10 protein-coding genes are annotated in these 11,921 nt (G+C 71.9%); all 10 read right to left on the bottom strand.

Features of this window, described 5'->3' with window-relative positions; all coding sequences use genetic code 11:
- Positions 1 to 135 precede the first annotated feature (135 nt).
- On the bottom strand, positions 136 to 990 hold the full coding sequence (locus tag QL985_RS11020) for an alanine racemase (protein WP_039100813.1): 855 nt from the start codon (positions 988 to 990) through the stop codon (positions 136 to 138).
- Positions 987 to 1,721, bottom strand: coding sequence for a polyphenol oxidase family protein (locus QL985_RS11015; protein WP_121240582.1), 735 nt, complete (start codon positions 1,719 to 1,721; stop codon positions 987 to 989). Before QL985_RS11015 ends, QL985_RS11020 begins: the two co-directional genes overlap by 4 nt.
- A 171-nt stretch (positions 1,722 to 1,892) precedes the next feature.
- Positions 1,893 to 3,137, bottom strand: a complete 1,245-nt coding sequence (gene ftsZ / locus QL985_RS11010) for a cell division protein FtsZ (protein WP_039100811.1) — start codon at positions 3,135 to 3,137, stop codon at positions 1,893 to 1,895.
- Positions 3,138 to 3,380: 243 nt separating this feature from the next.
- A complete protein-coding gene (locus tag QL985_RS11005; RefSeq protein ID WP_039100810.1) occupies positions 3,381 to 4,526 on the bottom strand; it encodes an FtsQ-type POTRA domain-containing protein in 1,146 nt (381 codons plus the stop codon).
- Positions 4,523 to 5,932 (bottom strand): UDP-N-acetylmuramate--L-alanine ligase, encoded by a 1,410-nt coding sequence (gene murC / locus QL985_RS11000; protein ID WP_039100809.1) that lies wholly within the window; start codon positions 5,930 to 5,932, stop codon positions 4,523 to 4,525. Before murC ends, QL985_RS11005 begins: the two co-directional genes overlap by 4 nt.
- Before the next feature lie 35 nt (positions 5,933 to 5,967).
- A complete protein-coding gene (gene murG / locus QL985_RS10995) occupies positions 5,968 to 7,101 on the bottom strand; it encodes an undecaprenyldiphospho-muramoylpentapeptide beta-N-acetylglucosaminyltransferase (protein WP_039100808.1) in 1,134 nt (377 codons plus the stop codon).
- The gene (gene ftsW / locus QL985_RS10990) at positions 7,098 to 8,438 is read right to left on the bottom strand and encodes a putative lipid II flippase FtsW (protein WP_039100807.1); all 1,341 of its coding nucleotides are present in this window, start codon (positions 8,436 to 8,438) and stop codon (positions 7,098 to 7,100) included. The genes murG and ftsW overlap by 4 nt, the downstream gene beginning before the upstream one ends.
- Entirely contained in the window at positions 8,438 to 10,009 is a 1,572-nt protein-coding gene (gene murD, locus QL985_RS10985; RefSeq protein ID WP_052239214.1) for a UDP-N-acetylmuramoyl-L-alanine--D-glutamate ligase, read from the bottom strand. The genes ftsW and murD overlap by 1 nt, the downstream gene beginning before the upstream one ends.
- A 79-nt stretch (positions 10,010 to 10,088) precedes the next feature.
- Positions 10,089 to 11,222: a phospho-N-acetylmuramoyl-pentapeptide-transferase gene (mraY, locus tag QL985_RS10980; protein ID WP_019310740.1), complete on the bottom strand. Its 1,134-nt coding sequence runs from the start codon at positions 11,220 to 11,222 to the stop codon at positions 10,089 to 10,091.
- Between the two features lie 5 nt (positions 11,223 to 11,227).
- The coding region (locus QL985_RS10975) for a cyanophycin synthetase (protein ID WP_290147838.1) at positions 11,228 to 11,921 on the bottom strand (694 nt) is incomplete at its 5' end.

The raw sequence follows: 11,921 nt of genomic DNA, 5'->3' as shown, positions 1-11,921 counted from the left end.
CGGAGATGTACTCGTCGTCGGTCTCGGCCAGCCCGAGATACACCATGGTGCGACGCAGCGCTCCGGCCATATTGTCTCCTCGAATTCTTCGGCGGGGGGCGACGTGCATCGGCCCGCAGGTCGTCCGTCACAACGCTACCGCACCGCGGGCCGGGGCCCGAGAACATCCGATCCGATGCGCACGTGCGTGGCCCCCGCGAGCACCGCGGCCTCGAGGTCCCCGCTCATGCCCGCGGAGACGGCCCGGGCCTGTGGGTGCTCGCGCTGCAGCAGCTGGGAGATCTCCCACAGTCTCTCGAAGGCTTCTGAGGGATCCCCGTCCCGGGGCGCCACGGCCATCACGCCGCCGAGCGCGAGCCCCTCCGTCACCGCCACGGCATCGGCCAGCGCGGGCAGGGCATCCGGATGGGCTCCCCCGCGGGCGCCGTCCCGGGAGACCTCGGGATCAAGATCCACCTGGAGCAGGCACGTGAGGTCGTGCTCCGCGCACGGCCCCGGGGTGACCTCCTCCGCGAGTACGGCCTCCCTGTGGTGGCGTACCGCCTTGCCCAGGGCCGTGACCAGCGACGGCCGGTCCACCGAGTGGACCCAGGACGCGTAGCGGACCACGCGCTTGGCCTTGTTCGACTGCAGCTGCCCCACGAAGTGCCACACCGGCGGCGTCACGGGCGGCTCGCGGTGGCCCAGCACCTCGGCCACCCTGGCGGCCTTCGGCCCGGCCTCCTGGTCCTTGTTCTCCCCCACCGCCCGAACTCCCAGCTCGCGCAGCCTCAGGACGTCCTCGGCGGGGAAGAACTTGGTGACCACCACGAGCGACGGCAGCTCGCCACCGTGGTCGTGCTGCTCGTCGCGATCCTGCGCGGCGGACAGGATCCGCTGGCGCACCGACGCCACACGCTGGGCGAGCTCCGCGGTGCGGTGCGCGTCACCGCCCTCGGTGACGCCGGGCGACGCAGTCGCCGCCTCTCCGGTCGTGGGTTCGTGACTCATGCGGGCTCCTTCCTGGTGCGCGGCCACACGAGGCCGGCGAGGCGTCCGGGAGTCGCGTCCCGGCGGTACGAGTACAGCTGGTCGTGCTCGAGGGTGCACCATGCCCGCCGGTCCGCGCACGCGGGATCCACACGGACGCCGCGCGCCTCGAGCAGGGACCGGGCCGCCCCGGGCAGGTCGAGCCCGGGCGTGCCCCGCACGGTGGTCGTGGTGATGCCGGGCAGGATTCGTTCGGCCGAGCGCGCCATCTCCCCCGGCACCTCGTAGCAGCGGCCGCACACGGCCGGACCGATCCACGCGGTGAGCTGCTCGGCACCGTGCGCCCGCGCGGCCTCGACCGTGGCCTGCAGGACACCGTCCAGCAGTCCCTTCCGCCCCGCGTGCGCCACCGCGAGCACGGGAACGTCGCCGGGCTCCGCGCGGAAGCGGGTGCCCACGAGGACCACCGGGAGGCAGTCTGCGGTGAGGATCCCCAGGGGTGTGCCGTCCGCGCTCACGGACGCGTCCGCCTCGGGGGCGCGGACGGGGGCGGCAGTGCCCGTCACGTCCGCGACCACGGTGCCGTGCACCTGTCGCACGTAGCGCACGGGCTCGCACCCCAGCGCGGTTTCCAGGGCACGACGCCGCTGGGCCACCCGCGCGACGTCGTCACCCGTGTGGGCCGCGAGATTGCCCTCGACCACGTCGGTGAAGGCCACGCCCACCCCGTGCTGCTCTGACTGGTACCACACGGCGTCCTCCTCGGAATCGCTCTGGGATGGTGTGCGGGAACGTGAACGGGGTGACCACCCGTGGGTGGTCACCCCGTTCACCGGACCGGTCCGGACCTGCCCACCGCGGCACGAGCCGCCGGCCGCGCGGACCGGTCCCCGGTCATCCGCGGGTGCCTGGCACCCGCGGCATCACTTCAGGAAGTCCGGGAAGTCCAGGGAGTCCTTGCGGCTCGTGGAGTTCGAGGACGAGGGGGCGTCGGACTCCGCCGGCAGGTCCACGTCGAACCCGGCGTCGTCCGGGATGTCGTCGTCCTGGCCCTGGCGCGAGCCCAGACCGACCGCCGGTGCCCCGTAGGACGAACCGCCGCGCTGGGGCGAACGGCCCAGGCCGGAGGGCCGGGAGGCGTCGCCGCCGAAGGTGGCCCGGGTGCTCTCCGCCTGGCGCTGGGCCGGCGAGGAGTTGTTGGCGTTGGTCTCCTGGGAGACGGAGTCGAAGCCGGCGGCGATCACGGTGACGCGCGCTTGGTCGCCCAGGGCGTCGTCGATCACGGCGCCGAAGATGATGTTCGCCTCGGGGTGGGCGACCTCCTGGACCAGACGGGCAGCCTCGTTGATCTCGAACAGGCCGAGGTCCGAACCACCCTGGATGGACAGCAGCACACCGTGCGCGCCGTCGATCGAGGCCTCGAGCAGCGGGGACGCGATCGCCAGCTCGGCGGCCTTCACGGCGCGGTCCTCGCCCTGGGCGGAGCCGATGCCCATGAGCGCGGAACCGGCGCCCTGCATCACGGACTTCACGTCCGCGAAGTCCAGGTTGATCAGGCCGGGGGTGGTGATCAGGTCGGTGATGCCCGAGACACCCGACAGCAGCACCTGGTCCGCGGACTTGAAGGCGTCCAGCATGGACACGTTGCGGTCCGAGATGGAGAGCAGACGGTCGTTGGGGATCACGATGAGCGTGTCCACCTCGTCCCGCAGGGTCTCGATGCCGTTCTCCGCCTGGTTGGAGCGGCGACGACCCTCGAAGGTGAACGGGCGGGTGACCACGCCGATGGTCAGGGCACCCAGGGAGCGCGCGATGCGCGCCACGACAGGAGCTCCGCCGGTGCCGGTGCCGCCGCCCTCGCCCGCGGTCACGAAGACCATGTCGGCGCCCTTGAGCACCTCCTGGATCTCCTCCTCGTGGTCCTCGGCGGCCTGGCGGCCCACGTCCGGGTTGGCGCCGGCGCCGAGGCCGCGGGTCAGTTCGCGGCCGACGTCGAGCTTGACGTCCGCGTCCGACATCAGCAGGGCCTGGGCGTCCGTGTTGATGGCAATGAACTCGACGCCGCGCAGACCTTCCTCGATCATGCGGTTGACGGCGTTCACGCCGCCGCCGCCGATGCCGACCACCTTGATGACAGCCAAGTAGTTCTGGGGGGTTGAGGAGTCCATGTGCACCTAACTCGCGTGGGCTTGCGGGGATGGGAGAGCTGACGGGGAAAGTCTCAAGACTTACGTGAAACTCTGGGGAAGTGACCGCTCCCGGGGGAACGCCATTCCATTGCAGATCAGGATAACAACCCCGAAGGCTCTGTCCCTATCATGCTCCCACGTGTCACGGGGATGCGCCACATTTGTCCTGGTCACCCTCAGGTTTAAAGTCTCACTGCCAACTCCAGAAACTGCAGGCGAAACTCACTTCACCACGGGGTGCAGCGGCGCGGAGACGTCCACCACGGCGGATCTCGAGGCCGCCTCGGAGTTCATGAGGGTGGCCACCACCTGGGCCTTCACGTCGCTGTCGCGCGCATCCCCCCACACCACCGTGGGACCGTCCTTCATGCTCAGTTCCACCGTGGACCCGGACGGGGCCGAGGCGCTCTCCAGACGGGCGAGGACGTCCGCGGGGAGCGTGGCCAGCACCTCCGAGATCGCCTGGAACTGCGGCGTGCTCAGCACCTTGGTGCCCCCGGCCACGAGGGGGACGTCGGGGCGGCGCTCGGCCGGGACGGAGCTCAGCGGCTTGCCCTCGGAGTCCACGAGCACCACCGAGGAGCCGTCTTCGACCGCAGCAACCCCCACGCGCTCGTGCAGCTGCACGGAGATGGTGTGCGGGGGCTGGAACGCCACGTCCACGGACTTGACCTGGGGGACGTCGCCCACGGAGTCCTTGACGTCCTGCTTGGAGATCCGGGTCATGGGGACACCCTGGAACCCGGACAGCGCCTCCTCGACCTTCTGCGGATCGGTGAGCGTCGCGCCCTGCACGTCGATCGTGCGGGTGGCGAAGAGGGGCGAGAAGAACACCACGAGAACCAGCGCGATCAGCGCCAGCAGGGAGACGAGCAGCGTGACCAGTCGTCGGCGCCGACGCCGCTGGTGCGCGCTGCGGGGCAGGCGGACCACCGTGGTGCCGTCCGGGTCCTCCTCAGTTCCGGGGGCGTCCCCGATCTGACCGGCACCCTCCTCCCGGGCCGCCCGACGCCTGGCGCGCCACGAGGAGAAGCGGCCGCCGGCCTCGGGCACGGCCTCGAGCTGACCGGTGTCCACGCGGGTCACCTTGGACTCGTCGTTGACCCGGACGAGGGGGAGCTCGTCCTGCTCGTTCGTCCCGGTACCCGCGGACGTGCCGCGGGCGGCGTCGTGCCCGGCGCTCCCCGCAGTGCCGGTGCCGTCCCCGGAGCGTCCCGCGGACGCGGGGCGCGGGTGGCTGCCGACCGCGGTCGAACCGGTCCCCGGGGCGCGCACGGCGTCCCGCGGGGAAACCGGCGTGTCCCCGTCGCCGGATGCCCCGGCGCAGCCGTCGAAGGAGGGCTGGTGCGGCGGAACGGAGCGCGTCATCGGCGGTGTTCCAGGGCCTCGAGCACCCGCGGACCGAGAGCCGTGACGTCCCCGGCGCCGATCGTCATGACCACGTCACCGGGTTGCGCGCTCGCCACCACCGCGGCGATCGCCTCGTCGGCACCCGGGGTCGAGACCACCCGGTCGGTGCTCGTGTGCTCCACGATCGTGGCGCCCGTGATCCCGGGCTCCGGCTGCTCGCGGGCACCGAACACGTCGGTCACGCACGCGAGGTCCGCCTGTTCCAGGGCACGGCAGAACGGCTCGGCGAACTCGCGGGTCCTCGAGTACAGGTGGGGCTGGAAGATCGCGAGCACGCGGTGGTCCTGGGCCACGTCCCGAGCCGCACCGAGGGCCGCGAGAACTTCCGTGGGGTGGTGGGCGTAGTCGTCGAACACGCGCACGGATCCCACCTCTCCCTTCAGGTCGAAGCGCCGGGCGGAGCCGTGGAAGTCCGCGAGCCCGGCGAGCAGCCGGTCCGCGTCCGCGCCCGCGGCGAGGCCCGCGGCGAAGGCTGCGGCGGCGTCGGCCACGTTGTGCGCGCCGGGCACGGCGAGCATGAGCTCCTCGCTGCGGCGCTCACCGGCCACGGTGAACGTGAGCTGGCACGTGGAGCCGGTGCCGCGCGGGACGGGCTCGGAGAACACGACGTCCGCCGTGGCCGCCGCACCGTACGTCACCACGGTGTGCCCCGCCGCACGACGCCGCTCGGCGAGGTTCGCGGCCCCGGGGTCGTCCGCGCACGCCACCAGGATGCCGCCGTCGCGGATGGTCGCCGAGAAGTCGTCGAACGCGCGGAAGAATTCCTCCTGGCTGCCGTAGTGGTCCAGGTGGTCCGCCTCCACGTTGGTCACCACCGCGATCCGCGGGTGGTAGGCCAGGAAGGAGCCGTCCGACTCGTCGGCCTCCGCGACGAACCACTCCCCTGCGCCGAATCCGGCGTTCGCCCCCAGATCGGCCACGTGGGCGCCGATGGCCCACGAGGGGTCGAGCCCCGCCGCGCGCAGGGCCACCGCCGTCATGGAGCTCGTGGTGGTCTTGCCGTGCGTGCCCGCCACGGCGATCACGTGGCGCCCGTGCATGGCGGCCGCGAGCGCCTGGGACCGGTGCAGCACCCGCAGGCCGGACTCGCGGGCAGCGGCCAGTTCGGGGTTCTCGTCCTTGATGGCGGTGGAGACCACCACCGTGTCCGCTGCCGCCACGTTCTGCGCGTCCTGGCCCACGAACACGTGTGCGCCGAGCGACTCGAGCTCCCGCAGCCCCGGGGAGTCCTTGGCGTCGGAGCCGCTCACGGCCACGTCCCGGGCCAGCAGCAGCCGTGCCACGGCGGACATTCCCGCGCCGCCCATGCCGATGAAGTGCACGCGGCCCAGGTCGCGGGGATCGAGCGGTTGCTGGCTGTTCACGGTGTTCTCCTGTGGGCGGTGGGAAGCGGGGGGGGTCAGCGCCGGGCGCTGTCGAGGGTCAGGCGGGCCATCACCTGGGCGGCGTCGCGCACGCCGTGGGCCGCGGAGGCGCGGGCCATGCGGTCCAGCCGAGCGGCGTCGGACACGAGCGGAGCCACGGTGTCGCGGTAGAACTGCGGCGTGAACTGGTCGTCGGCCACGATCTGCGCACCGCCGGCTGCCACGAGGGAACGGGCGTTGAGCTCCTGCTCGCCGTTGCCGATGGGCAGGGGGACGAACACGGCGGGCAGTCCCACGGCGGCGACCTCGCACACGGTGGCCGCGCCGGCGCGCGCCACGAGCAGGTCCGCGGCGGCGTACACCGCCTCCATGCCGTCCACGAACTCGGTCTGCACGTAGTTCCTGGCCCGCAGCAGCTCGCCGTCCGGGGTGCGGACCTCCTTGGTCCGCCCGGTCACGTGCAGCAGCTGGTAGCCGTGCTCGCCGACCTCGCGTGCCACGGCCGCCACGGTGCGGTTCATGGACTGGGCACCGGAGGAGCCGCCCGTGACCACCACGGTGGGCAGGTCCGGCTGCAGTCCGAGGGCCACGCGTGCCCGGGACTTCTGGGCGGCCCGGTCCAGGGTGGCGATCTCCTCGCGCATGGGCATGCCCACCACGCGCGCTCCGCGCAGGGGCGTGTCCGGGAAGGCCGTGGCCACCACGGAGGCAAACCGGGCTCCCACCCGGTTGGCGAGTCCGGGCTTGGCGTTGGCCTCGTGGATCACCACGGGGATCCTGCGGCGGGCGGCCGCGAGGTACACGGGCGTGCAGACGTAGCCGCCCACTCCCACGACCACGGTGGCCTGCTGCGCGTCGAGGATGCGACCGGCCTGCGCCACGGCGGTGGCCATGCGCCGGGGAAGGCGCACGAGATCCACGGAGGGCCTGCGGGGCAGAGGAACGCGTTCGATGAGCTCCAGCTGCACACCCGCCTCCGGGACCAGGCGGGTCTCCATGCCCGCGGCCGTGCCCACGGCGCACACCGTGGCGTCCGCCCTGGCCTCCTGGATGGCCCGTGCGATGGCCAGCAGCGGGCTGATGTGGCCCGCGGTGCCACCGCCCGCCAGCACCACGCGGGCCGAGCCCGCGCGCTGCTCCTCCGTGCCGGGTCCTGGTGTCGTGGTCATGCTCGGCCCCTTCCTGCTCGGCTGGTCAGTCGCTCGCGCCACATGGGCCGCCCCTCGCGGACGTCCGGATCGAGCCCGCGCTCACGGGCCTCCTGCTCGTCCAGGATCTGCGCCTCGGCGGAACCGCCCGCAGAACGCACCCGCACGGTGCGCGGCACCCTGGCGAAGGACATGACCACTCCCACGGCGGCCATGGTCATGAGGAGCGCGGATCCACCGTAGCTGATGAACGGCAGCGGGATCCCGATCACCGGCAGCAGTCCCGTGACCATGCCCATGTTCACGAACGCCTGCCCCACGATCCACGTGGTGATGCACGCGGTGGTGATGCGCACGAACGTGCTGCGGGTGCGGGTCAGGATCCGGGCCATGGCCACCACCATGATGACGAACAGCACCAGGATGATCATGGTGCCCACGAGCCCGAGCTCCTCGCCGATGATCGAGAAGATGTAGTCGTTGTGGGCCTCCGGCACGTAGTTGTACTTCAACCGGGACTGGCCCAGACCCACTCCCCACCAGCCGCCGGTGGCCAGGGCGTTGAGCCCCTGCTCGGCCTGCCAGCACGCGTCCGTGGCCCCGCAGTCCCCGAAGAGCCACCCGGTGATGCGGTCCAGACGGTGCGGGGCGACGATCACCAGCAGCAGTCCGGCACCCGCCGCGAGAACGCCGCCGGCGGCAAAGATCCTCAGCGGGGCCCCCGCGAACCACAGCGCGGCGGCGTAGATGAGGCAGAACACGATGGCGGTTCCGGCATCCCCGCCCAGCAGGACCATGGCCGTGGGGACGGCGAACGCCAGGAAGGACGGCCACATGGCCTTCCTCCAGTCCCCCTCGACCGCCCTGCCCTGGGCGGCGAGCACCGCCGCGAGCGCGAGACTCATGGCCAGCTTCGCGACCTCGGAGGGCTGGATCGACTGCCCGCCGAGAACCAGCCAGTTGCGGTTGCCGTTGACCTCACGCCCCAGGGGTGTGAAGACAAGAGCGGAGACCAGCACGCTGAAGATCCATGCGGGCCATGCGGCCTTGCGGTACACGTGGGTGGGCACGAGGGACAGTCCGAACATGACGATCAGCCCCAGCACCCCGAACATCGCCTGCTTGGCGAAGAGGGAGTACGCGGAACGGGAGTCCGAGATGGACTCCACGGCGGACGCCGAGAGCACCATCATCACGCCGATGCCGGTCAGCAGGATCACGCAGCCGGCCAGCGCGTAGTAGGAGTGGTAGAGCGGGCCGTCCGTGAACTGGTGCCACAGCCGCCGCATCCTCGTGCTCAGGGCCGCGCCCTCGGCGGCGTCCGCGGGGGCCGGGCGTTCGGTGGTCGGTGCGCTCATCACAGCCCCAGCTCCTCGTGCACGCCGCGGATGAAGGCCTGGCCGCGCTGCGCGTAGTCCGCGAACTGGTCCATGGACGCCGCGGCGGGTGCCATCAGCACGGTGTCCCCGGGGGCGGCGATGCCGTGGGCCAGCCGGACGGCGTGGCGCATCACGGCAGGCCCGTCCGCGGGGTCGAGAGGTGCCTGGTCCGCGGCGGCGGGTGCGTCCGCGACGGCCGCGCCGAGGCTGCCCGGGGTGGCGTGGTGCACGGGGACCTCCGGCGCGAGCCGTGCGAGCGAGTCCAGCAGCCCGGCGTGGTCGGTGCCGATGACCACCACGGCCTTGAGGCGGCCGGCGTTGCGCGCCACGAGGTCGTCGTAGGTCACGCCCTTGGAGAGTCCCCCGGCGATCCACACCACTGAGTCGAACGCGGAGAGGGAGGCCTGCGCGGCGTGCGGGTTGGTGGCCTTGGAGTCGTTGACCCAGCGCACGCCCTCGGACTCGAGCACCAGCTGGATGCGGTGCTCCCCGGGGTGGTGCGCCCGGAGACCGTCCCGCACCGCCTCCGGCTCCACCCCCGCGGCCCGGGCCAGCGCGGCCGCGGCCAGCGCGTTGGCCACGCCGTGGCGCGTGGGGAGGGGGCCGGTGTCGGAGACCGATCCCAGCTCGGCGGCGGTCTTCACGCGGTCGGCCACGAACGCCCGGTCCACCAGGAGGTCCTCCACGACCCCCACCATGGACAGCCCGGGGTGCTGCGTGGTGAAGCCCACCGCGCGGCAGCCCTCCACCACGTCCGCGGCCTCCACGAGTTCCTCCGCACCGGGCTGCTCGGCGTTGTACACGCAGGCCACCTGGGTGTTCTCGTACACGCGGGACTTGTCCGCGCGGTAGTTCTCGAAGCTGCCGTGCCAGTCCACGTGGTCCTCGGCCACGTTGAGCACGGCCGAGGCCAGCGGGGAGACCGAGTGCATCCAGTGCAGCTGGAAGCTCGAGAGCTCCACGGCCAGGACGTCGTACTCCACGGGATCGCGCAGCGCGTCCAGGATGGGCGTGCCCACGTTGCCCACGGCGATCGCCTTGAGCCCGGCGGCCTGCAGGATCGAGGCCGTCATCCCCACCGTGGTGGTCTTGCCGTTGGTCCCGGTGAGGCACAGCCACTGCGGGGTCTTGCGCCCCTGCCTGCGGTTCACGCGCCACGCGAGCTCCACGTCCCCCCAGATCTGGATGCCCTCCTCGCGCGCCGCTGTGAGCAGCGGGCTGGTGGGCCGGATCCCCGGGGACGTGACCACGAGGTCGGGGCGCTCCCCCGCCACGTCCGGCACGCGGGTCATGGCGTCCGGTCCCAGCACGACGTCGCTCGCCCCCACGATCCTCAGGGTGTCCGCGCTCTGCCGGTTGCGTTCGGTGTCCCCCGCGTCCACCACGGTGACCAGCGCGCCCAGCTCGATCAGGGTGTCCGCGGCGGCGAAGCCCGAGACGCCGATCCCGGCGACCACCACGCGCAGCCCCGCCCACGGGGCGTCCCAGCTGGTCAGCCCGGCGAGTCGGGGGTTTTCCAGGATCGGGTTGTCATTGCTCGCGTGCATCATGACCGTGTCTGCCTCATCCTCGTGCGGAACGTGTGTGGTGGCGGTGGATCGTGGGGCGCCCGGGTGCCGGGCGGCGTCGTCAGTGCAGGACCTCGGTGCCGGGGAAGGCACCGCCGTTGAACAGCAGCCAGTCACCGTAGAACATGCCCAGGGCCGCCGCCACGAAGAGTCCGGCGATCACCCAGAAGCGCACCACGATGGTGACCTCCTGCCAGCCCTTGAGCTCGAAGTGGTGCTGCAGCGGCGCCATCTTGAAGATCCGCTTGCCGTGGGAGAGCTTGAAGTAGCCCACCTGGAGGATCACGGACATCGTGATGACCACGAACAGACCCGCGATCAGCACGAGCAGCAGCTCGGTGCGGGAGAGCACCGCGAACGCGGCCAGCGCACCGCCGAGGCCCAGGGAGCCGGTGTCCCCCATGAAGATCTTGGCGGGCGAGGTGTTCCACCACAGGAAGCCGATCAGCGACCCCACGAGCGCGGACGCCACGAGGGAGAGGTCCATGGGGTCCCGCACCTCGTAGCACGCGGCCTGTGCCACGTTCTCGCACAGGTGCCCCGCCTGCCACAGCGTGATCAGCATGTAGCCGCTGAACACCAGGATGGACGCCCCCGTGGCGAGCCCGTCCAGACCGTCCGTGAGGTTGACCGCGTTGGTGGTGCCGGTGGCGATCAGGTTCACCCAGACCACGAACAGCAGCAGACCGACGACCGGCCCCGCGAACGCGAGGTCGATCCCGGTGTCACGGGTCCAGGAGATCGCCGTGGAGGCCGGGGTGTTGCCCGCCTCGTCCGGGAAGAACAGCACGAGCACCGCGAACGCGCTGCCGATCGCGCCCTGCAGCACCATCTTCCCGGCAGGGGTCAGCCCCAGGTTCTGCTTCTGGGAGATCTTCTTGTAGTCGTCCAGGAACCCCACGAGCCCCATGCCGAGCATGAGGGCGAGCGCGAGGACGCCGGAGAGCGTGATGCCACCGTTGGCGGGCCAGAGGATGACGCTGATCAGGTGGGTCACCAGGTACGCGGCCACGACCGACAGCAGGATGGCCACGCCGCCCATCGTGGGTGTGCCGCGCTTGGTCTGGTGCGAGGTGGGGCCGTCGTCGCGGATGTACTGGCCGTAGCCGTGCCGTGCCAGGACCTTGATGAGCAGGGGCGTCCCGAAGATCGAGAAGACGAGACCGAGTCCCGCGGCCATGAGCAGTTGAATCATCGGGCTCAGCCCTCCTGGTCGTTCGAGTCGGAGCCGCGCCGGGCGATGCGGTCGCCCAGGTGGTGGAGACCGGCGGCGTTGGAGGACTTCAGCAGCACGATGTCCCCGGGGCGCAGCACGGCCTCGAGGTGCTCCTGCGCGGCCTCGGCGTCAGGGACCCACGCCGCCTCCTCGCCCCAGGACCCCTCGAGCGTTGCCGCGGTGAACACGGGCCGGGCGAGGTCTCCCACCGCGACCACGTGCGAGATGTTGAGACGCACGAGCAGCTGCCCGAGGTCCGCGTGGGCGGCGATGGACTCGTCACCGAGCTCGTGCATCCCGCCGATGACCGCGATCGTGCGCCGCGGTGGGTGCTCGGCGTCGCCCCGGCCCAGCTGGGCGAGGGTCTGCAGCGCGGCCTTCATGGACTGCGGGTTGGCGTTGTAGGCGTCGTTGACCACGGTCACGCCGTCCGGCCGTTCGGTGCGCTCCATGCGCCACCGCGAACGGGCCCCCCGGCCCTCCAGCCCGGCGGCGATGCGCGCGGGCTCCACCCCGGCCGCGCAGGCCACCGAGGCGGCCGCGAGCAGGTTGCTCACGTGGTGCACCCCGATCAGCTGCGAGCGCACTGGGAAGGCCGAGCCGTCCGGGAAGTGCAGCGTGAAGGACGAGCAGCCGTCCGCGCCCGTGGTGACGTCCTCGGCCCACACGCGCGGGTCC

This window comes from Kocuria sp. APC 4018, assembly GCF_030407675.1.
Classification (GTDB): Bacteria; Actinomycetota; Actinomycetes; order Actinomycetales; family Micrococcaceae; genus Kocuria; species Kocuria rhizophila.
The sequence above is the reverse complement of the archived record's forward strand: the minus strand, read 5'-3'. Positions and strand labels throughout refer to the sequence as shown.